Annotated in this window: 18 protein-coding genes and 1 pseudogene; 17 read left to right on the top strand and 2 right to left on the bottom strand. The window is 70.0% G+C overall.

From position 1 onward, the window contains the following. Window positions 1-443: 443 nt before the first annotated feature. From HY726_03645 to HY726_03580, 14 genes and pseudogenes are all read left to right on the top strand, one after another. Window positions 444-716: pseudogene (locus HY726_03645) on the top strand (TRAP transporter large permease subunit). 53 nt (window positions 717-769) lie between these two features. Continuing rightward, window positions 770-2389, top strand: a complete 1620-nt coding sequence (locus tag HY726_03640) for a thiamine pyrophosphate-binding protein (GenBank protein MBI4608084.1) — start codon at window positions 770-772, stop codon at window positions 2387-2389. 362 nt (window positions 2390-2751) lie between these two features. Continuing rightward, window positions 2752-3852, top strand: a complete 1101-nt coding sequence (gene corA, locus HY726_03635; protein MBI4608083.1) for a magnesium/cobalt transporter CorA — start codon at window positions 2752-2754, stop codon at window positions 3850-3852. Between the two features lie 2 nt (window positions 3853-3854). Next, window positions 3855-4313, top strand: coding sequence for a reverse transcriptase-like protein (locus HY726_03630; GenBank protein MBI4608082.1), 459 nt, complete (start codon window positions 3855-3857; stop codon window positions 4311-4313). Then, window positions 4310-5230 (top strand): 2-dehydropantoate 2-reductase, encoded by a 921-nt coding sequence (locus HY726_03625; protein MBI4608081.1) that lies wholly within the window; start codon window positions 4310-4312, stop codon window positions 5228-5230. The genes HY726_03630 and HY726_03625 overlap by 4 nt, the downstream gene beginning before the upstream one ends. 24 nt (window positions 5231-5254) lie before the next feature. Further along, complete coding sequence (locus HY726_03620) at window positions 5255-7024, top strand: ABC transporter ATP-binding protein (protein ID MBI4608080.1); 1770 nt, start codon at window positions 5255-5257, stop codon at window positions 7022-7024. 186 nt (window positions 7025-7210) lie between these two features. Beyond that, complete coding sequence (locus tag HY726_03615) at window positions 7211-8986, top strand: ABC transporter ATP-binding protein (GenBank protein MBI4608079.1); 1776 nt, start codon at window positions 7211-7213, stop codon at window positions 8984-8986. Beyond that, on the top strand, window positions 8983-9333 hold the full coding sequence (locus tag HY726_03610; GenBank protein MBI4608078.1) for an MGMT family protein: 351 nt from the start codon (window positions 8983-8985) through the stop codon (window positions 9331-9333). Before HY726_03615 ends, HY726_03610 begins: the two co-directional genes overlap by 4 nt. 10 nt (window positions 9334-9343) lie before the next feature. Beyond that, window positions 9344-10369: an LLM class F420-dependent oxidoreductase gene (locus HY726_03605; protein MBI4608077.1), complete on the top strand. Its 1026-nt coding sequence runs from the start codon at window positions 9344-9346 to the stop codon at window positions 10367-10369. An 8-nt stretch (window positions 10370-10377) separates the two neighbouring features. Then, the gene (locus HY726_03600; protein ID MBI4608076.1) at window positions 10378-10851 is read left to right on the top strand and encodes a YbaK/EbsC family protein; all 474 of its coding nucleotides are present in this window, start codon (window positions 10378-10380) and stop codon (window positions 10849-10851) included. An 82-nt stretch (window positions 10852-10933) separates the two neighbouring features. After that, the gene (locus tag HY726_03595; GenBank protein MBI4608075.1) at window positions 10934-11695 is read left to right on the top strand and encodes an SDR family oxidoreductase; all 762 of its coding nucleotides are present in this window, start codon (window positions 10934-10936) and stop codon (window positions 11693-11695) included. Next, a complete protein-coding gene (locus tag HY726_03590) occupies window positions 11686-12642 on the top strand; it encodes a hypothetical protein (GenBank protein ID MBI4608074.1) in 957 nt (318 codons plus the stop codon). Before HY726_03595 ends, HY726_03590 begins: the two co-directional genes overlap by 10 nt. Beyond that, window positions 12639-12788: a redoxin domain-containing protein gene (locus HY726_03585; GenBank protein ID MBI4608073.1), complete on the top strand. Its 150-nt coding sequence runs from the start codon at window positions 12639-12641 to the stop codon at window positions 12786-12788. Before HY726_03590 ends, HY726_03585 begins: the two co-directional genes overlap by 4 nt. Before the next feature lie 9 nt (window positions 12789-12797). Further along, window positions 12798-13112 carry a peroxiredoxin family protein gene (locus HY726_03580; protein MBI4608072.1) on the top strand — a complete coding sequence of 105 codons (315 nt, stop codon included), beginning with the start codon at window positions 12798-12800 and terminating at the stop codon, window positions 13110-13112. Window positions 13113-13300: 188 nt separating this feature from the next. On the opposite strand, the gene HY726_03575 is transcribed toward HY726_03580, so the two are convergent. Beyond that, window positions 13301-15193 carry an aldehyde ferredoxin oxidoreductase family protein gene (locus HY726_03575; protein MBI4608071.1) on the bottom strand — a complete coding sequence of 631 codons (1893 nt, stop codon included), beginning with the start codon at window positions 15191-15193 and terminating at the stop codon, window positions 13301-13303. 387 nt (window positions 15194-15580) lie between these two features. Here HY726_03575 and HY726_03570 point away from each other — a divergent pair, with 387 nt between their 5' ends. From HY726_03570 to HY726_03560, 3 genes are read left to right on the top strand one after another with little or no spacing between them, the layout of a single operon-like run. Further along, window positions 15581-17467 (top strand): tetratricopeptide repeat protein, encoded by a 1887-nt coding sequence (locus HY726_03570; protein MBI4608070.1) that lies wholly within the window; start codon window positions 15581-15583, stop codon window positions 17465-17467. After that, window positions 17464-18543 (top strand): mandelate racemase/muconate lactonizing enzyme family protein, encoded by a 1080-nt coding sequence (locus HY726_03565; protein ID MBI4608069.1) that lies wholly within the window; start codon window positions 17464-17466, stop codon window positions 18541-18543. The genes HY726_03570 and HY726_03565 overlap by 4 nt, the downstream gene beginning before the upstream one ends. Window positions 18544-18553: 10 nt before the next feature. After that, the gene (locus tag HY726_03560; protein MBI4608068.1) at window positions 18554-19762 is read left to right on the top strand and encodes an MFS transporter; all 1209 of its coding nucleotides are present in this window, start codon (window positions 18554-18556) and stop codon (window positions 19760-19762) included. A 1-nt stretch (window position 19763) separates the two neighbouring features. Here the strand turns inward: HY726_03560 and HY726_03555 are convergent, their stop codons facing one another. Beyond that, entirely contained in the window at window positions 19764-20657 is an 894-nt protein-coding gene (locus tag HY726_03555) for a DMT family transporter (GenBank protein MBI4608067.1), read from the bottom strand. Window positions 20658-20664: the final 7 nt, after the last annotated feature.

Here is a 20664-nt window from a genome sequence, read left to right as displayed (position 1 = left end):
TGGAGTCGGCAGGTGCCATACGACGAGACCTACCACCTGGCGACCATGGCGCGGCAGCAGTTACGCCGGGCGGCGTGACCGTGAAAAAAAAAGTTCTTGACAAGGGTCATAGAAAGTCTCCCCCCGTTGTTCGAGCTGAGGGGCGTCGGCCATGCCGCAGGCAGGCCCGCCCCGAGGCGAGGCCCGAGTAGATTCGAGCGTGGCGGGTTCGGCCATGCCGTGAGGCGGGCCACCCGCCGCGCGAGGCCCGAGCTAGTTGCGCCGGCCGGGTACCCGCGCCTTCGGCGCGGGTGGGCGCTCGAAACGGCGGTGCTGAATCATAAGCGAAGGTAGTCCAGTGAGCGGCGCGGGTGGGAAGGGTCCCGGAAGCGGGCGATGAAGACGGATACTCGAGCCCGCGCCGTGACCCAAAGCCGACGCTGTGAACCGGCTGTCGACGGCGGTCGGGGATGCCTTACGTCCAGGTGGCGGCACCTGCGGCGGTTCCTGCGTCCCGGTTCTACGTCTCCCTTTTCTTCCAGGTTGACGCCTACGCCGCCAAGTACGGTATCCGCGGCCTGCCCCGCGAAGAGCTGCCGTCCCTTGGAGTGAGCTTCAAAATGGGCTGGTTCTACTACGGCGCCGGCGTCCTCCTGCACGGCGCGCACTGGTTCCCGCTGGTTCGGCCGGAGGCGCCAGCCGGGGCTCAGATCAATATGTCCGGTTCGGGAGGGTGAGGTCCCAGCCGGGCGGTCTCGTCCGGCGGCCTCTTGCCAGCCACGGCTCAATCATGACGCAAACGCGTACGGGCGGGGAGTGGGTCATCGAAGCGCTCCGGGCCGAAGGCGTGCGCCACGTCTTCGGCATCCCGGGCATTCACAACCTGGCGGTCTACGACGCGCTCCTCGGACAGTCGGAGATCACCCACATCCTGGCCCGCCACGAGCAGGGCGCGGCGTTCATGGCCGACGGGTATGCTCGAGCTTCTGGGCGACCGGGCGTGGTCGTGGTAACCACGGGTCCCGGGGCGACTAACACGCTGACGCCGCTCGCCGAGGCCTATTCCGGCTCGATCCCGGTGGTGGTGCTGATGAGCGACATCCCGTCGCCCCTGATCGGAAAGGAGGTCGGAGCGCTCCACGAGGTGCCGAACCAGATCGAGTGCTTCAAGCCAGTCTGTCGCTGGGCCGAGACCATCACGGAGGGCGGCGCGATTCCCGGCGCGATCCAGGGAGCGTTTCACCTCCTGAGGACCGGACGGCCAGGCCCCATCGCGCTCTCGCTCCCGACGGACCTGCTCACCGCCAAGATTGAAGGAGGCCTCACACCGCCGAGGAGCGGCCGCCGGCCTCCGTGCGACGTCGGCCCGATCGAGGACGCCGCGCGGCGCCTCGCTCAGGCCCGGCGCCCGCTGCTCGTCTCGGGAGGCGGGGCCGTGGCTGCGGAGGCGGGCGCCGAGCTCCTAGCCCTCACCCGGAGACTCCGGGCCCCGGTCATCACGACGGTGACGGGGCGCGGCATCATTCCCGAGACCGATCCTCTCTGGCTCGGCGTGCTCCCGAACAGGCGGGCGACCCAGGCGGCGCTCGAGACTGCGGACGTGATCCTGGCCGTCGGCTGCCGCTTTGCCCACCGCTCCACCAAAGGGCTGCTGCTGAACCTCAACTTTTCGGCGGACCAGCAACTCCTCCACCTCGACCTGGACGCGACCGTGATCGGCAAGCTCTTCCCGCCGACCCTCGCAATCGTGGGCGACGCCCGGGACGGGCTGGCCGGGCTGGTCACAGCGCTTGGGCCAGGCCCGGGGCGCTCGGAGTGGGACTGGGACTCGCTCGGCCGGCAGCGCGAGGCGAAGAGCCCGCGCTACACCGCCGAAATGGACCGGCTGATCCGGATCCTGCGCGACGCGCTCCCACCCGAGGGTGTGGTCGTGAACGACCAGACCGGGATCAACTACTGGATGGAGTGGTACTTCCCCGTGCTCAGGCCGCGCACCTTCCTCTACCCGGTGGGCTCGGCCGTCCTCGGCTACGCGGTCCCCGCCGCGATCGGTGCCAGGATCGCCCACCCCGACTGGCCCGTCATCGCGGTGGTCGGCGACGGCGGCTTTCTCTTCTCCGTGAACGAGCTGGCCACGGCGGTGAAGTATCAGCTCCCGGTCGTCTTCCTGGTGCTGAACGACGCGCGCTACGGCGCGATCAAGTGGCTTCAGGAGGCGATCTTCAGCCGGTGGGGTGAGGCCGACCTGGTCAATCCCGACTTTCCGGCGCTGGCCAGGGCGTTCGGCGCCGAGGGCGAGTGTGTCGAGCGCCTCGACGACCTCCCGCGCGCGCTCGCCAAGGCCCTGGCCGCTCCCGGCCCAACACTCCTCGAGCTGCCGCTGGCGATCGATCCGCCCTGGGAGCTGTAGATGATCCACCGGTAGCGGGACGCGTCGCCCACCGCTCCCCGCTCCTCGGAGAGGATCGCGTGGGTGGGGAAGGCGGCTCGGAGCCGCTCGATGATGAGGGCCTCTGCTCGCCGGTCCATCTCCGTCACCAGGTTCGTCGGGCCGCCCTTGAAGGCGACCTGGTGGCGGCGGCCCCACTCGGCGCGGAGGAAGTCGCCCGCCCGCGTGGCCGCCTCGATCGCGACATCGCAAAAGCCTTCGCTCGTCATCGGCTGTCCAGACACGACAAATGCGGCCCGAGGCCGCGCGTCCAGCATAGCACACCCGCGCGCCCTCGCTTGACATGGCTGCCGCGCCTCCGGCAGCATGACGGGGGGGCGAGCATGGGGTTCATCCGGAAGCGGCCGCAGATCCGGCTTCGAAAGGCGCTCGGGCTCCGGCGCCGGCGCGCGCTCAAGACCGGCGTGCCGCCCGGGATGCTCGTGGCCCCCGAGTCGCAACAGGGGCAACCGGCCCGGCTCACCGTCATCACGTTCAACCCGGACGAGTTCCAGGAGTTCGAGCCCAAGACGGTGGAGGAGTGCCTGGAGCTGGTCGGCCCGCCGGGCGCGACCTGGATCAACGTGGAGGGGCTCGGCCAGCCCGAGCTGCTGGCCAAGCTGGGGGAGCGCTTCGGCCTCCACCCGCTGGCGCTGGAGGACGTGGTGACGGTGCCGCAGCGTCCCAAGGTGGAAGCGTACGGGGATCACTACTTCATCGTGCTCCGGATGATCCGGCTCACGCCGGAGGTCGACGAGGAGCAGGTGAGCCTCTTCTTCGGCCGCGGCTTTGTCCTCACCGTGCAGGAGCGGCGCGGCGGTGACGTGTTCGAGCCCGTCCGGGAACGGATCCGTCGCAACCGCGGGCGCATCCGAACCGCCGGCGCCGACTATCTCGCCTACTCGCTCCTGGATGCGGTGGTGGACGGCCTCTTCCCCGTGCTGGAGTCGGTGGGCGAGCGCATGGAGGTTCTCGAGGACGAGGTGGTGGGCGAGCCGACGCGCCCGGGGCTCCAGCGGATCCATGGGGTCCGGCGGGACCTGCTCGGGTTGCGGCGCGTGATCTGGGCCACCCGCGACGCGCTGCAGGCGCTCCAGCGGGAGGAGTCGCCCCTGATCGCCACGGAGACCCGCATCTTCCTGCGGGACTGCCACGACCACACGGTGGAGGGGCTGGAGCTGGTGGAGACCTACCGTGAGACCGCCGCGTTCCTCATGGAAGTCTACCTCTCGGCTCAGAACCAGCGGTTGAACGAGGTCATGAAGGTCCTCACCGTTATCGCCACGCTCTTCATCCCCTTGACGTTCATCGCCAGCATCTACGGGATGAACTTCCAGCACATGCCCGAGCTGGGCTGGCGCTACGGCTATCCGGCCGCGCTCGGCCTGATGGCGGTGGTGGCGGCCGGCCTGATCGGCTACTTCCGCTTCCGCGGCTGGTGGTAGGCGTGCGCCGACCTGACCGGCCCGGCCCGGCCCGCCCCATCCTGCTGGTGGTCTCCGGCGTCTGCGACGGATCCCGCGGGCCGGGGGGATGGGGGTATGTGAGCTGCGATTCCAGCGGCGTCGAGCGCGCCGGCCACGGCACGGTGCCCGAGACCACTTCCAACCGGATGGAGCTTCAGGCGGTGATCGAGGGGCTCAGGTCGCTCGGGAACAAGGCACGGATAACTCCCGTCCGCGTCGTCACCGCGAGCCAGTATCTGGTGGAGGGGGCGACGGGAAAGCGGGAGCGGAGCGCCAACACCGACCTCTGGGCCAAGCTCGACGCCGAGCTGCGCAAGCGGCCCGTGACCTGGGAGTGGGAACCGCCGAACACGATGCTCTACCAGGCCCAGGCCCACGCGCTCGCGCGCCAAGCCCTGAAGCGAGCGCTCGGCTCCGGGCCGCCGGGGCAGCTGCAGTGAAGATTCTCGTGATGGGGACCGGCGCTGTCGGGGGGTACTTCGGCGCCAAGCTGGCCCGCGCCGGTGAAGCCGTGACGTTCGTGGCCCGCGGTGCCCACCTGGACGCCATCCGGGCGCGCGGGCTCAGGATCAGGTCGAGCGTGGAGGGGGAATCCGTTGTCACCGCTCCCGCCACCGCCGACCCCGCGACGACGGGCCCCGCGGACCTGATCCTCGTTTGCGTGAAGGCCTTCGACACGGAGAGCGCCGCCCGGGCCCTCGGGCCCGCCGTCGGGCCGGAGACCGTGATCGTGTCCCTCCAGAACGGCGTGGACAACGAGGAGAAGCTCGGCGCGATCGTGGGAACGGAGCACGTCCTCGGCGGAGTCGCGTACCTCTTCGCATCGATCGAAGCGCCGGGCGTCATCGTGCACTCGCTCTCAGGCCGGATCGTCTTCGGGGAGCTGGACGGGAGCGAGACTCCCCGCGCCCGGCGGATCCGGGAAACCTTCGCCCGTGCCGGAATCCCCGTAGAACTCTCTCCCCACATTCAGCGCGCCCTCTGGGAGAAGTACCTGATGATCGTCGCCCACAGCGGGATGACCGCGCTTACCGGCTGCCCCCTCGGGGTGATCCGCTCGGTCCCGGAGACGCGGAAGATGTACCGGCTGATCGTGGAGGAGCTGGGGGCGCTGGCCAAGGCCGCCGGGATCGAGCTTCCACCGGAGGCGGTGGACACGGTCATGACAGCGAGCGACCAGCTGGCGCCCACGGTATACTCCTCGCTCCACTACGACCTGACCCGCGGCAAGCGCCTGGAGCTGGAAGCGCTCCAGGGGTACGCGGTGCGCCTCGGCGAGCGTCTGGGCGTCCCGACGCCGATGTGCTTTGCCGTCTACGCGAGCCTCAAGCCGTTCGTTGACGGTCCCCCTGTCTGATCGTCGTCCCGGTATAATCGCTTTATGCCCCAACGTCTCCTCGCGCGCTACCTCCGCCGGTACGCCCTCAGGTATCTGGCCGGCTTCGGCTTCCTCCTCCTGGCGAGCCTCTCTGCCCTCGCGATCCCGTGGATGGTGAAGAGCGCCATCGAGGCGCTCGAGGCCGGCGGGGGGCCGGCCGACCTCGGGTGGTTCGTTGGGGCGATCCTGCTCCTCGCAGCCTGCCACGGCCTGGTTCGCCTCGGCTCCCGCTTCGCGGTCCTCGGGGCGGCGCAGCGGATCGAGCTCGATCTCCGGAACGACCTGTACGCGCATCTCCAGAACCTTCCTCCCGCCTTCTATCAGGCGCACCGGACCGGCGACCTGATGTCGCGGGCCTCCAACGACCTCGCCGCGGTCAAGCAGCTCTTCGGCTTCGGAGCCGTGAGCCTCATCGGCACCACGCTCACGTTCGCCGGGACGCTGATCGCCATGCTCGCCATCGATCCCTGGCTCACGCTGTTCACCATGGCCCCGTACCCGGTCGTGATCCTCCTGGCCAAGCGCTTCAACGCGCTCGTCCACGTCCGCTCCCAGGCGGTCCAGGACCAGCTCGGGCGCCTCTCCGCCAAGGTCCAGGAGAACCTGGCCGGCGCGAGTGTCGTGCGCGCCTACACGATGGAGGGGCGCGAGGTCACCGAGTTCGACCGGCTCAACCGGGAGTATCTGGGGCTGAGCCTGCGCCTCGCCCGGACCCAGGCCGGGTTTTCCCCCCTCATGGGGTTGATCGCGGGTACCGGCACGCTGATCATGCTCTGGCTCGGCGGCAAGGCGGTGGTGGACGGCAGGATCTCCCTCGGCGCGTTCGTCGCCTTCAACGGGTACCTCGCGCACCTGGCCTGGCCCACGATCGCGCTCGGCTGGACGCTCTCGATCGTGCGCCGGGCGCTCAGCGCCATGGAGCGGATCGAGGAGATTCTCACCGCGGAGCCCGGGATTCGGGATGGGACGTCGGCGCTGGACCTTCCGCCTCCGCCGCCTAGAGGCGAAGCGTCGGGCCTGTCGGTGGAGTTCAGGAACCTGACCTTCGCGTATCCCGGGCGGAGTTCCGCGCTCCGGGAGATAAGCGTCACGATCCCGGCCGGCAGCACCGTCGCCCTCGTCGGTCCCACCGGGAGCGGGAAGTCCACGCTCGGCATCCTGATCCCGAGGCTCTTCGATCCGCCTGCCGGCACCGTGTTCGTCGACGGGCGCGACGTCCGATCGCTGCGACTTGAGGCGCTCAGGCTCGCGGTCGGCTACGTTCCCCAGGAATCCTTTCTCTTCTCGCGCTCGATCCTGGAGAACCTGGCCCTGGCCGGCGACGGCGTGAGCGAGGCCGGGATCCGGCGGGCGGCTGCGCTGGCCGGGTTCGCCGACGAGGTGGAGGCGTTCCCCGAAGGCTGGGCGACCGTCGTCGGCGAACGCGGGCTCACGCTCTCGGGCGGTCAGCGCCAGCGCGCGGCGCTGGCGCGCGCCCTCCTCCGCGATCCCCGGATCCTGATCCTCGACGACGCCTTTGCGAGCGTGGACGCGGCGAAGGAGGCTGAGATCCTGGGCGCGCTGCGGGAGGTGTTCGCCGGGCGGACCGTCCTCCTCATCACCCATCGGCTGCGGGCCGCCCAGCTCGCCGACCGGGTCCTGGTCCTCGCAGAGGGGCGGGTCGTCGAGCGGGGGACCCACGCGGAGCTGCTGGCGCAGCGTGGCCTGTACGCTCGGCTGTGGGAGGTCCAGCAGGTCGAGGAAGAGCTTGAGCGCGAAGGCATGGAGCGATGAGCGCGCATAGCCAGCGGCCCGATAAGCGTCGCATTCCCGCGTCCTCGGTCGTCGCCGATCCTCAACGTACAACCGCGTACGCCTCCGGTCGGCTCCTCCCTCGATCCTTGGACTGCTCGCTTCTCGGGCCGCTGGATGGTGGCGACTCAGAGGTAGGAGCCGATGAGCGCGCATAGCCACGGTGCCATGGGCGCGGGGAACCCCTTCGACGACGACATCGCGGGCAAGGCCTATGACGCCCGGCTGATGGCCCGGCTGTGGGCGGTGAGCCGGCCTCACCGCGGCGTCGTCCTGCTGACCGCGCTCCTCTTCTTCCCCGTCGCGGCGCTCGAGTTGCTCCAGCCGTACCTGCTCAAGCTCGCGATCGACCACCACATCCTGCCCGGCGACTGGCCGGGCCTGACCTGGGTCGCGCTGGCGTTTCTCGCCACGCTGATCCTCCTCTACGCCCTGCGCGCCTGGCAGAGCTACCTGACCCATCTCACGGGCCAGCGCGTCATTCACGACCTGCGCCACGCCCTCTTCGTCCATCTCCAGCGGATGGACCAGGCCTTCCTCGACCGGAATCCGGTAGGCCGGCTCATGACCCGGGTCCTGAACGATGTCGAGGCGATCAGCGAGGTCTTCACCGCCGGCCTGGTGTCGATCCTGGGCGACGTCCTCACGCTGGCCGGCGTCGTCGTGGTGATGCTCGGGATGAACTGGAAGCTCGCCCTGGTGACCTTCTCCCTGGTCCCGGTCCTCTTCGCCATCGCCGCCTTCTTCCGCGCCCGCGCGCGGACGGCGTACCGCCTCGTGCGCACGCGCCTCGCCCGCCTGAACGCCTTCCTCCAGGAATCCCTCCAGGGGATGGCCGTGACCCAGCTCTTCACGCGGGAGATTCAGGAGCGGCGCGCCTTCGAGGAGCTGAACCGCGACTACCGGCGGGCGCAGTTCAGATCAACGATCTACGATGCCTCGCTCTACGCCGCCGTGGAGGCGATCGGATCGGCCGCGGTGGCGCTGCTCCTCTGGTATGGCGGCGGCCAGATCTGGGCCGGGGTCCTGACCTTCGGCGGGCTCGTGGCCTTCATCGAGTACACAAACCGCTTCTTCCTCCCGATCAGGGACCTCGGCGCCAAGTACGCGGTCATGCAGTCAGCGATGGCCTCCTCGGAACGGGTCTTCGGCCTCCTCGATCTTCGACCCGCCATCGCGTCACCGCCAGCCCCGCGGGAGGCGTCGCCCGTCCGCGGCGCGATCGAGCTCAGGCAGGTGTGGTTCGCCTATGCGGGTGAGGACTGGGTGCTGCGCGACTGCTCCTTCGGGGTCGCTCCGGGGGAGCGGGTGGCGCTCGTCGGCGCCACGGGCGAGGGGAAGACGACCATCGCCCGGCTCCTGAACCGCTCCTACGACGTCGCCCGCGGCCAGGTGCTCGTGGACGGCGTGGACGTTCGCGAGTGGGAGCTCCCGACGCTCCGGCGGGCGGTGGGGCTGATCCCTCAGGATGTTTTCCTCTTCACGGGAACCCTCGAGGCGAACCTGCGGCTGTCCAGCGACGGGCCGGTGTCGCGGGACGCGCTGGAGCGGGCCGTCGCGATGGCCAACGCGCGGCGGCTGGTCGAGTCGCTGCCCGACGGCTACCGGCAGGAGATCAGGGAGCGCGGCGCCAACCTCTCCCAGGGCGAGCGCCAGCTTCTGGCGATCGCGCGCGCCCTCGTGTACAATCCCGCCGTGCTGGTGCTGGACGAGGCGACCTCCAGCGTGGATCCCGAATCGGAGGCGCTGATCCAGGAGGCGATGGCGCGGCTGCTGGCGGGGCGGACGAGCCTCATCATCGCCCACCGGCTGTCGACCATCAGGCTGGCCGATCGGATCCTCGTCCTCCACAACGGGCGCGTGCGGGAGGAGGGGAGCCATGGCGAGCTGCTCCGGCGCGGCGGGCTCTACGCGCGGCTCTACGAGCTTCAGTTCGTCAAGTGAGGGATCGGCGCTTTGATCGTGCGGTGTACCGCCTCGTCTCCCGGATCCCGCCGGGGCGCGTCGCCACCTACGGCCAGATCGCCTCGCTCCTGGGATACCCTCGGGCCGCGCGCGCTGTCGGGTCGGCGCTCAAGCGCTGCCCGCCCGACCTCCCCTGGCAGCGCGTCCTGAACCACCGGGGCGGGATCAGCCTGAGGGCCAACGTGAGCGGGATGACCACCCAGCGGATCCTGCTGGAGCGCGAGGGCGTTCCGCTCCAGCGCGGCCGGGTGGACCTCGCGCGGTACTGCTGGGCCGGGCCGCGCCGGCGCCCCGCGGTGAAGCTTCCCGCCCTTGGGAAACTCTAGGAGAAGTGTGATGCGCCTTGGATTGAACCTCGGCTACTCGGGTCCGACGTTCTCCCTGAATCTCCCGCTGGTCCTCGAGGCCGAGCGCCTCGGCTTCCACTCCGTGTGGACCGCCGAGGCCTACGGCTCGGACGCTGTGACGCCCGTCGCCTGGGTCGCGGCCCGCACCGAGATGATCCGCGTCGGCACAGCGATCATGCAGATGCCCGCGCGCACCCCGGCCATGACGGCGATGACGGCGACGACGCTGGACCAGCTCTCGGGCGGCCGGTTCCTCCTGGGCCTGGGTGTCTCGGGACCTCAGGTCGTCGAGGGGTGGCACGGGATCGCGTTCGGCAAACCTCTCGTCAGAACGCGCGAGTACGTGGCGATCGTGAGGGCGATCTGGGCGAGGGAGAAGCCGCTCGAGTTCAGGGGCGAGCACTACCAGATCCCGTACTCGGGACCGGGCGCCACCGGCCTGGGCAAGCCGCTCCGGTCGATCCTCCACGGCCGGCCCGACATCCCGATCTATCTCGCGGCCATCGGGCCGAAGAACGTCGCCCTCGCCGCAGAGATCGCCGATGGCTGGCTGCCGAGCTACTTCGCGCCGGAGCGCGCGAGCGTCTACCGCGAGGCCCTGGAGGCCGGCTTCGCCCGCGCCGGGGGCCGGGCTCCGGCCTCCTTCGACATCGCGCCCAGCGTGTCCGTGGTCGTAGGGAACGACGCCACCGCCTGCCGGAACCAGGTCAAGCCCCGGCTCGCCCTCTATATCGGCGGCATGGGCGCCCGCGGGAAGAACTTCTACAACGACCTCGCGCGGCGTTACGGCTACGAGGCCGAGGCCGCGCGCATCCAGGACCTCTACCTGGCGGGACGAAAGGAGGAAGCGGCTGCGGCCGTGCCGGACCGGCTCGTGGACGAGGTAGCGCTCTGCGGTCCCAGGGAGCGGATCCGCGACCGGCTCGCGGCCTGGAAGGCGGCCGGGGTGACGACGCTGATCTGCCGGACCGACCAGATCGAGGCCGTCAGGCTGATGGCCGAGCTGGTGCTTTAGAGGAGAGGGTGAAGGCGGCGGCGAGGCGCGTCCAGGAGGCGCTGGCGGCGCTCGGGATCGATCGGGAGGTCATCGAGCTCTCCGTGAGCGCGAGGACCTCCCGAGAGGCTGCGGCGGCGCTCGGCGTGAACGTGGCGCAGATCGCCAAGTCGCTCCTCTTCATGGCCGACGGGAGCCCGGTCCTCGTCATCGCTTCGGGGGCGAACCGCGTCAACGAGCTGAAGCTCGAGCGGCTGGCCGGCGGGGCGATCCGGAAGGCTGACGCGGACACGGTCAAGCGCGTCACGGGCTTCAGCATCGGCGGGGTGCCGCCCGTCGGCCACGCCGCTCCGCTCGCCACCTTCATCGACCGGGACCTGCTCCAGTACGAGGTCATCTACCCCGCCGCGGGCCTTCCCGAGTGCGTCTTCCCGATCTCTCCCGCCGAGCTGCTCAGGGCGACGGGCGGGACTGTGGCCGACCTCAAGGTAGAGCCCGCATGATCTACCATGAGATGATGGAGCGCTACACGCAGGGGCTGGCCGCCCACCGCAACGACCGGGTCCTGCCGGAAAGAGGAGAGCCATGAAGCTGAATGGGAAAGTTGCCGTCGTAACGGGAGCGGGATCGGGGATCGGGCAGGCCACCGCGCTGCTCTTCGCCGCGGAGGGGGCGCGCGTGGCGTGCGTGGACATCAACGAGGCGACGGCCAAGCGCAGCGTGGAGCAGATCGAGAAGGCCGGCGGGCAGGGTGTGGCCGTGAGCGCCGACGTCTCGACGGCCGCGGGGAACCAGGCGATGGTAGAGCGCGCGCTCGCCCAGTGGGGCCGCCTGGACATCCTCTACGCCAACGCCGGCGTCCCGCAGTCGCCGATTCCGGTGGAGGAGCTGGACGAGGCCCTCTTCGACCGGATCATGGCCGTGAACGTCAAGGGGGTGTTCCTCGGGGTCAAGCACGCGGTGCCGGTCATGAAGCGCCAGGGGAGTGGCGTCATTCTGATTACTGCGTCCACCGCCGCGATCAGGCCGCGCCAGGGGATCCAGGCCTATGGCGCCTCCAAGGGCGCCGTGATCGCGCTGACCAAGGCCCTCGCGCTCGAGCTGGCGCGCCACCGGATCCGCGTGGTCGCGATCGCGCCGGTGGCGACGGACACCCCTATGCTCCCCGCCTTCATGGGGAAGGCGGCCGTGGACGACAAGGGGCGCGAGGCGATGGTCAGGACGATCCCGCTCGGGCGGCTCAACACGCCCGAGGACATCGCGCGGGCTGCGCTCTTCCTGGCTTCTGACGATGCCGCGATGGTGACAGGCACGTGCGTGGAGGTTGACGGCGGCCGGTGCCTATGAAGGTCATCCCGCTCGCCGCGGAATCCCTGGGCGTCCGCTCCATGGCCACGTACGTGGAGTGCGCCCAATCACGCATCCTGATCGACCCGGGCGCCGCCCTCGGCCCGAGCCGCTTCGGGCTCCCGCCGGCCGATCAAGAGTGGGAGGCGCTCAGGCGCGCCAACGACCGGATCTCGGCCTACGCGACCCGGGCCCAGCTCGTCTTCGTCAGCCACTATCACGAGGACCACTTCCGCTACGACCCGACGGTCTATGCGGGCCGGGCGGTGTGGGCGAAGGACCCTTCCCACATGATCAATCCCAGGCAGGGGCAGCGGGCGGCCGAGCTCTGGCGGTCCTTGAAGGCGTCCTGCTGCCTCGACTCCGCCGAAGGGAAGGTCTACGACTTTCCCGACGCGAGCCTGAAGGCCTCGCCGCCGCTCGCCCACGGCTCCGAGGGGACCGGCCTCGGCTACGTCGTCGCCCTCACCGTGACGGACCGGGCCGAGGGGTTTCGCTTCGTCTTCGCCTCCGACGTCCAGGGACCGGTCTCGCCCGTGGTGACTGCCTACCTGATCCGCGAGCGCCCGCACCTGCTCTATCTCTCCGGGCCGCCGACGTACCTGGAGCGCCAGGTCGGCACGCGCGTCATCGAGCAGGGGATCACCAACCTCCTCGCCATCGTCGAGGCCACGGGCTGCCGGGTGATCCTGGACCACCACGCGCTGCGCGATCCGCGCGTGCGCGAGCGGCTGGGACGGATCTGGGAGACCGGCCGGGTGGTGACCGCGGCGGGGCACCTGGGCCTCGCCGACGCGCGGCTCGAGGCGACCCGCAACATCCTCTGGGCCGGGCGGCGGAAGCCCGGGGCCCGGGTTCCCGGCCGGGAGTTGAAGCCTCTGGAGGGTTCGAGTATCATCGGTGGTCGAACCGCTGCGCGCCGCGCCAAAGGAGGAAACGCCCGATGACCACAGAGACCGAAATCAAGGCCGGTGATGAGGCCCCGGACTTCAAGCTCCAGGGGATCGGGGGCAAGGAGTACACGCTGAGCGAGTTCAGGGGCAAGAAGAGCGTTGTGCTGCTCTTCTACGTCCTCGACTGGACCCCAGGCTGAACCAAGGAGATGCCCGCCTTCGAAGCCCGGCTGAAGGACTTCGAGGCGGCCAATGCCCAGGTCATGGGTATCAGCACCGACAGCATCTTCTCCCACGATGCGTGGGCCAAGCAGGCGTGCGGCGGGATCAGCTATCCGCTGCTCGCCGACATCCACCGGGAGACCGCCAAGAAGTACGGGATCTGGTGGCCCGACCTGAATGCCAACTACCGGGCCACCTACGTCGTAGACAAGCAGGGGAGAGTCCGGTTCGTGGAGCGTTACGCCAAGGGCGTGCTCCCCGAGCCGGACAAGATCCTGGCCGAGGTCAAGACGCTCGCCTAGGCGCGTGTCGGAGTAACGCCCTTCGAGCGCGGGCTTCGCCCGCGCAATTGACTCGGGCCTCGCCTCGTGGCTCTCCTCGCCTGCGGCTCGTCGGGAGCCCCTCGGCTCGAACCACCATTCCTGGGGGGAGGCCTCGGAGGGCGCCCGGGTACCCGCGCCGAAGGCGTGGGTGTCCCCCTCCGATTGTCCTAGGCGCGCACCGTCTCGCTGACGAGCGCCTCATCGGCGCCGAGCTCGGCCAGCTTGGCGACGGTGGGTCGGCCCGTCTCCGGGTCCCAGCCGGCCATCTGGTAGTAGGTCCGTCGCGCCGCGAGGAACTCGCCCGGATCGATCCGCTGGCCCTTGAGAGGCCCGTTGCCGATTCCCTCGTGCATCCGCTGGGGGAGCACGTCGTCCTCGGGCGTGAACCCCTCCCGGCAGTTGAATAGCCGCGCCAGGGTGTTGTTCCGCTCGCCCACCTTCATGGCCTCGTAGAGGCTCATGTTCCAGCCCGTGACGGAGTTGACGTAGCCGACGAGGGGCTCCAGCTCCAGCGTGTTGAGGGGCGTCCCGACGAAGTCGCACATGCCGACCGTGTTGTAGAAGCTCCACACCTTCTGGGTCTCAAAGAAGGCGCGCACCTTCTTGCCATCGAGCGTGAGCGGGTCGAGAGGCTCGATGAGGCCGAGCACGCCGAAGGGGTGGCCCTGGGGATGAAACCCGGCGTACAGGGGGTCGTGAGGGGCCTCCATGTGATCGGCCCCCGTTGGCGAGAGGGCGTAGGCGAGGGAGAGCCCCTTCTTGCCGCGCGGGTCGTGCATGGGGAGCTCCTGGCCCTTGACGTGGAGCGCGAAGCGCTCGGCGCCCCTCCCGAGCTGCGCGGCGGCCCGTCGAACGCCCTCCCCGAGGAGCCGGCCGATGCCCTCGCGCCTGCCAATCAGGTGCACGATCTGCACGACCGCGTCGGCGTTGCCCCAGACCAGCTCGATCCCGCCGGTCATTTCCTTTGTAATGAGCCCGTGCTCGTAGCACTCCATGGCGAAGGCGATGACGGCGCCGGTGGAGATCGAGTCGAGCACGTACTGGGCGTAGAGCTGGTTCACGAGGGCGAGGGCGTTGAGGTCGCTCACGCCGCAGAGCGAGCCGGACGCCGCGAGCGTCTCGTACTCGGGCCCGCCGTACTTCGGCGTCACGCCGAGGTCCTTGACCTCGACCTCGCGCTTGCAGGCCACGGCGCAGGCGTAGCAGGTGCCACGGTTCACCAAGATGGTGTCGCGCATCGTCTGGCCGCTGATCGCGCGGGCGTGTTCGAAGGAGCCGTCGCGGAAGTTGCGGGTCGGCAGGATGCCGGAAGCCTCCAGCGCCATGACGGCGCTGGACGAGCCAAGCTGGTGAAAGCGGTCCTTGGCCCGGTCGTAGTGCTCCCGGAACCAGACGAGGCCGCGCTTGGCGCCCTCCTTGTCCGTCGCGGCGGGGGGCTTGCTCCCGCGGACCGCTATGGCCTTGAGGCGCTTGGCCCCCATGACGGCCCCGAGCCCCCCGCGCCCGTGGAAATGCTTGAGCTGGTTCACGATGGCGGCGAAGCGGACGCCGCGTTCGCCCGCGATGCCGGTCTGCAGCACGCGGATGCGCTTGTCGCGCAGCTCCTGCTCCAGCCCGTCCTGCACCTCGCCCGAGAGCTTCCCCCAGTAGGCGCGCGCGTCCCTGAACTCGACCTGGTCGTCCTTGATCCACAGGTACACGGGGGAGTCGGCCTGCCCGCGGATGAGGAGCGCGTCGTAGCCCGCCGCGCGCAGCTCGGGCCCCCACCAGCCGCCCGCTTCCGACTCGCCGTACCCCCCGGTGAGGGGCGATTTGGCCGCGGCGGTGTAGCGGTTGGTCCCCGAGAGCGAGAGGCCGTTGATCACGCTGGTGGTGAACACCAGGATGTTGTCGGGACCCAGCGGGTCCACCCCGGGCGGCAGCTCCCTGAGGAGCAGGTAGGCAGCGAGAGCCCCGCCGCCGAGGTGCTTGCGGACCACGACCTCCGGCAGCTCTTCGACGCGGGTCGTCCGGGTGATGAGATCGACGTGCAGGAGCTTCGCGGTCACGCCCGATGCCATGCGCCGTTCCTCCTTGGGTTGGGCCGGTGCGCTCCCTGCGCGTCCCGTCCCTCGAAACGCGGCCCCGTTTGATACGGTAGCCGATGGCCGGCGTGCGGGTCAACCCGGAATTGACACCTTCCTTCCGCTTCCCGAGATTCCTCGGAGGGGGGCCACCCAGGCACCCCCACGCCTTCGGCGTGGATGCCCGGCTCCCCGCCCCTTCCGATGCCTCCCCCCGTGGTTCGAGCCGAGGGGCGTCGGCCATGCCGCAGGCAGGCCCGCCCCGAGGCGAGGCCCGAGTTCATTGCGCGGGCCGGGTACCCGCGAAGCGGGTGCGCGCTCGAACCAGATTCTTCACCATTCTGGTAGAATTGGTCTCGCACCCTTTTGCGGGGTGAACCTGCTGTGGAATCACACCGGATCGAACGCAAGCTGACCGCGATCCTCAGCGCCGACGTCAAGGGCTACAGCCGGCTGATGGGCGAGGACGAGGTGGCGACCGTCCGTACGCTGACCGCGTACCGTGAAGCGATGGCCACCCTCATCGGCCAGCACCGGGGGCGCGTGGTGGATTCACCGGGGGACAACCTCCTGGCCGAGTTCACCAGCGTCGTGGATGCGGTGGAGTGCGCGGCGGAGATCCAGAAGGAATTGAGCGGCCGGAACGCCGAGCTCCCGGCCTCTCGCCAGATGGAGTTTCGCATCGGCATCAACCTCGGGGATGTGATCGTCGACGGCGAGCGCATCTACGGTGACGGTGTCAACATCGCGGCCCGCGTCCAGGGCCTCGCCGAGGGAGGCGGCATCTGTGTCTCGGGCACCGTCTACGACCACATCGAGAACAAGCTGGCGCTGGGATACGACCCGCTCGGCGAGCACACGGTCAAGAACATCGCCAAGCCGGTTCGCATGTATCGGGTTCGGCTCGGGCCGGGCGCTGCGGCGACGATCGCCGGCGCGAGACCGGCTGAGCGCGGAGCACCGGTCGGAGCGCGCCGCTGGCGCCGGGCCGCGCTGATGGCCGTGGTCGGGGTCGTGCTCCTCGCCGGCGCAGGCGTGGCAGCCTGGAAGCTCTTCTCGCGTCCGACCTCCCGACCGGCGCTCGAGCTGCCGGACAGACCCTCCATCGCGGTGCTCCCCTTTACCAACATGAGCGAGGACCCGAAGCAGGAGTACTTCAGCGACGGCATCAGCGAGGACATCATCACCGGCCTCTCGAAACTCTCAGGCGTGTTCGTCATCGCGCGCAACTCGGCGTTCACGTACAAGGGCAAGGCGGTGAAGGTGGGCGAGGTGGGTCGGGAGCTGGGCGTGCGGTTCGTGCTGGAAGGGAGCGTGCGGAAGGCGGGCAACCAGGTCCGGGTCACCGCCCAGCTCGTGGATGCCGCGACCGGGCGGCACCTCTGGGCGGAGCGCTACGACCGGGACCTCCGGGATATCTTCGCGCTGCAGGACGAGATCACTCAGAAGATCGTGTCCGCCTTGGAAGTGCGGCTGAGCGAGAGCGAGCGCGCGCGCCTCGCACGGAAGTACACGGCGAACCTGGAAGCCTACGACCACTTCTTGCAAGGGGTGGAGTACTGGTACCGCACGACCCCCGCGGCCAATGCGGAGGCCCGGACGATGTTCGAGAAAGCCATCGCGCTCGATCCCAAATTCGCCGCGGCCTACGCGACGCTGGGGTTCACCTACTGGCAGACCTGGGCGCTCCAGTGGAGCCAGGATCCGGGGACGCTCGAGCGCGCGTTCGAGCTGGCGCAGAAGGCAATCGCCATGGACGACTCCCTCCCGAAGGCCCACCGGATCCTGGGCCACGTCTACCTGTGGAAGAAAGACCACGAGCAGGCCATCGCCGAGGCCGCGAAGGCCATCGCCCTGGATCCCAACGGCGCCGAAGGGCACGCGGACCTGGGCGAGTTCCTCACGTGGGCCGGAAGGCCGAAGGACGCCATCGAGCTGATCCAGAAAGCGATCCGGCTCAACCCCCGCGCCTCGTTCCACGCCTTCTACATGCTGGGCCATGCCTACCGGCTGGCCGGACGGTTTCAGGAGGCCGTCGCCGCCCACAGGAGGGCCCTCGCCGAGAACCCCGATTTCGTTCCCTCGCACGCGGAGCTGGCGGTCCTGTATGCGGAGTTGGGGCGGAGGGATGAGGCCCGCGCGGCACTGGCGGAGGCCGGGAAGCGGAGTCCCCAGGCCTCGCTGGAGAGCCTGAGGCGGAGCCTTCCCTACAAGAATCCGGCGGACCTGGACCGCTACCTCGAGGGCCTGCGCAAGGCGGGGCTCGAATGAAGATCACCCGCGTCCGTCCACACCTTCTCGCCGTGCCGCTCCCGCGCCCGGTGAAGACCGCGGTCCACCACATCCGCGCCGTGGACACGGTCCTCGTCGAGCTGGAGACCGACGCGGGCGCGGTCGGGAGCGGCTACTGCTTCGCCTTCGGCCCCCACCGGGCGCGGGCGCTCCACGCGCTGGTCGAGGACCTGCTCCCGCTCTACGAAGGGCAGGACCCCCGCGCGGCGCGGGCGCTCTTCGAGGCTGCCTGGCGCTCGATCAACTTCCTGGGCCACGCGGGCGTGGCCGTGATGGCGCTGGCGGCGCTCGACACCGCGTGCTGGGACCTGGCCGCTCAGGCCGCCGGCCAGCCGTTGTTCAGATTTCTCGGCGGAGCCCGCGACAGGATTCCGGCTTATGTCTCCTCGGGCCTCTGGCTCGATTATTCCGTCGACGAGCTGGTGGCTGAGGCCCGCCGCTTTCTGGCTCAGGGCCACCGGGCGATGAAGATGCGTCTGGGGAGGGCCCCGAAGGAAGATCTGGAGCGTGTCCGCGTCCTGCGCGAGGCGATCGGCGACGAGGTGAAGCTCCTGGCGGATGTCAACCAGGGATGGGACGAGGCGACCGCCGTCCGCGTCGGGCGCGAGCTCGAGCCCTTCGGCCTCTACTGGCTCGAGGAGCCGCTCCCGTACGAGGACCTCGAGGGCTGCGCGCGGGTTGCCGCCGCGCTGACGACCCCGATCGCCACCGGTGAGACCGACTACGGAAGCCTCGGGATGAAGCGCCACCTGGAGGTGAGGGCCGCGGACATCCTGATGCCCGACCTGCAGCGAATGGGAGGGATCACCGGCTTCCTCAAGGCAGCGACGCTCTGCGAGGCCTTCCACGTCCCGGTCTCCTCGCACCTCTTCATGGAGGCCTCGAGCCACCTGATCGCGGTCGCGCCCAACGGCCTGATCCTGGAGCACATGCAGTGGTGGCAGGAGCTGTTCGCCGAGCCGCTTCCGGTCGTGGACGGCCAGGTCCTCCTTCCCGACAGGCCCGGGATCGGGCTCGGCCTGAACCGGAAGGCGGTCGAGCGCTTCAGCGTGTAGCCAGCCTCGGGTGAACGCCCAAGGCCGCGAGCGTTCCCGCTGGGCGATCCTGGCGCTGATCACGGTCGCCCACGCTCTCGGCTCGCTTTCGGTCCTGGCCGCGGCCCCCCTCTCGCCGTTCCTCCTGGACGCCCTCGAGCTCTCGCGGACCCAGGTTGGTCTCTTCCTTCCCGCGCTCTACCTGGGCGGCGTCCTCGCCTCGCTCCCTGCAGGATGGCTCAGCGACCGCCTCGGCGTCCGTCGCGCGCTGGTCCTGGGCCAGGGGCTCACGGGAGCCGCGGTCGGCCTGGCGGCGCTGAGCCCGAGCTTCGCGGTGCTCCTGGGATTCCTCTTCCTCGGCGGCTTCGGCTGGAGCGTCCTGAACCCGACCACGGGGAAGGCGGTCATCGAGTGGTTTCCGCCGCGCGAGCGGGGCTTCGCGATGGGGGTCAAGCAGACCGGCCTCACGCTCGGCGGAATCGCCGGGGCGCTCGTCCTCCCGCCGCTCGCTCTCGCGCTCGGGTGGCGCCTGAGTCTCGCCGTAGCAGGAGCCGCCTCCCTCCTCTCTGCCGCGCTCGTCGCGTTCGGCTACCGGACCCGCTCGGGGTATCTCGCCGAGGCACCCCCCGAGCGACCGCGCTTCGCCGAGGTCACGCCCTTTCTGCAGCGTCGCGGGGTCCTCGTCGTCTTCGGCTGCGGGCTGGCGCTCTCGATGGCCCAGTCCTCTGTCCTCGCCTACCTGGTCCTCTACGCCAAGGAAGTCCTGGCGGTCTCCGTCGTTGACGCCGGGCGTCTCCTCGCGCTCGCTCAGGCGGGTGGGGCGGCGGCCAGGCTCGGGTGGGGGCTCGTCAGCGATCGGCTCTTCGGCGGCCGTCGCCGCCCCGGGATCATCGTCACCGCGCTGATCGGCGCGACGAGCTACATCGCCTTCGCTTTCGGCGGCGCGCTCCCCTCCCGGCTCGCGGCCCCGCTCGCGGTGATCGCTGGCGCCGGGGCCTTCGGGTGGGTCGGGCTTTACCTGGCGCTCGTGGCGGAGATCGCGGGGGTGCGCTACGCGGGCCTGCTCACGGGGGTCGCGGTGATGTTCGCCTGGAGCGGGGTGCTGGTCGGCCCGCCCCTCTTCGGCGTTGTGCTCGAGGCGACGGGCTCGTACGTCGGAGCCTGGCTCCTCCTGTCGGCCTATGCCCTGCTTGTCGCCGCGGCGCTCTCGCGCCTTCAGCCCCTCGTCCAGCGGGGCTGAGCTATCTCTGGCGCGTCGTGAGGGTGACGCCGACGAGGACAGCGAGGCCACCGAGGAGCTGGGCGGGTCCGGGCCTCTCCCCGAGCATGGCGGCGGCAAGAAGCACGCCCACCACCGGCTGGAAGTTCATGAAGATCGCCGATCGGCTCGCCCCCACCGCCTTCACGGCCTCGTACCACCAGACGTGGGCGAGGGCGCCGAGAAGCGCCTGGTAGAGGACCACGGCCCAGGCGGTCGCCGAGCTGAGGCGCGGTGCCGGGAAGAGCGGGACCGTCGCGAGGGCGAGCGGCACGAGCATGAGGGAGCCCAGGACGTAGGCTGCGGTGGTGGCGAGGGCGGGGGAGTGGACGGTCAGGACGCGCTTGCCGTAAATCGTGTAGGCGCTCCAGCCGGAGATCGCGAAGAGGACGAGGAAGTCGCCGACGTGAAGTGCCGCCGGGCTCAGCGCGGCCCAGCCGCCTTTGGTGATGACGAGGAGGACCCCGGCGGCCGAGCACGCGATGCCGGCCCACTGGAGCCGGGTGAGGCGCTCCTTGAGGTAGACGCGCGCTCCGAGCGCGACGAGGACAGGGGTGCTGGCCTGCAGGATCACGGCGTTGGAGGCAGTGGTCAGGTAGATCGCGAGGTAGGTGAAGCCGGTGGAGAGGAAGATTCCCGAGAAGGCGAGGAAGCCGAGCCCCCGGAGGTCGCTCCACGCGAGTCCCTTGGCCTCCTCGATGCCGCGTCGCGCGAGGAGGACGGCGAGGAAGACCGACGCGAGGAGGCAGCGGAAGGTCACCAGGACGAAGGGCGGGAGGTCGGCGAGCGCCAGCTTGGCCGTCGCCGGATAGCTGCCCCAGAGCGTGACGATGAGGAGGAGCGCGACGTAGGCGCGGGTTTGACTCGGCAGGGGCACCTCCCTA

This window comes from Candidatus Rokuibacteriota bacterium (assembly GCA_016209385.1).
Lineage (GTDB): Bacteria > Methylomirabilota > Methylomirabilia > Rokubacteriales > CSP1-6 > JACQWB01.
Note: the sequence above shows the minus strand (reverse complement) of the source record. Positions and strands in the feature narration are given on the sequence as shown.

What these genes read in the sequence shown, in the direction of transcription:
- HY726_03640 (MBI4608084.1), top strand. Translation starts at nt 770, where the DNA reads ATGACGCAAACGCGTACGGGCGGGGAGTGGGTCATCGAAGCGCTCCGG.
- corA (MBI4608083.1), top strand. Translation starts at nt 2,752, where the DNA reads ATGGGGTTCATCCGGAAGCGGCCGCAGATCCGGCTTCGAAAGGCGCTC.
- HY726_03620 (MBI4608080.1), top strand. Translation starts at nt 5,255, where the DNA reads ATGCCCCAACGTCTCCTCGCGCGCTACCTCCGCCGGTACGCCCTCAGG.
- HY726_03615 (MBI4608079.1), top strand. Translation starts at nt 7,211, where the DNA reads ATGGGCGCGGGGAACCCCTTCGACGACGACATCGCGGGCAAGGCCTAT.
- HY726_03605 (MBI4608077.1), top strand. Translation starts at nt 9,344, where the DNA reads ATGCGCCTTGGATTGAACCTCGGCTACTCGGGTCCGACGTTCTCCCTG.
- HY726_03595 (MBI4608075.1), top strand. Translation starts at nt 10,934, where the DNA reads ATGAAGCTGAATGGGAAAGTTGCCGTCGTAACGGGAGCGGGATCGGGG.
- HY726_03585 (MBI4608073.1), top strand. Translation starts at nt 12,639, where the DNA reads ATGACCACAGAGACCGAAATCAAGGCCGGTGATGAGGCCCCGGACTTC.
- HY726_03580 (MBI4608072.1), top strand. Translation starts at nt 12,798, where the DNA reads ATGCCCGCCTTCGAAGCCCGGCTGAAGGACTTCGAGGCGGCCAATGCC.
- HY726_03575 (MBI4608071.1), bottom strand. Translation starts at nt 15,193, where the DNA reads ATGGCATCGGGCGTGACCGCGAAGCTCCTGCACGTCGATCTCATCACC.
- HY726_03565 (MBI4608069.1), top strand. Translation starts at nt 17,464, where the DNA reads ATGAAGATCACCCGCGTCCGTCCACACCTTCTCGCCGTGCCGCTCCCG.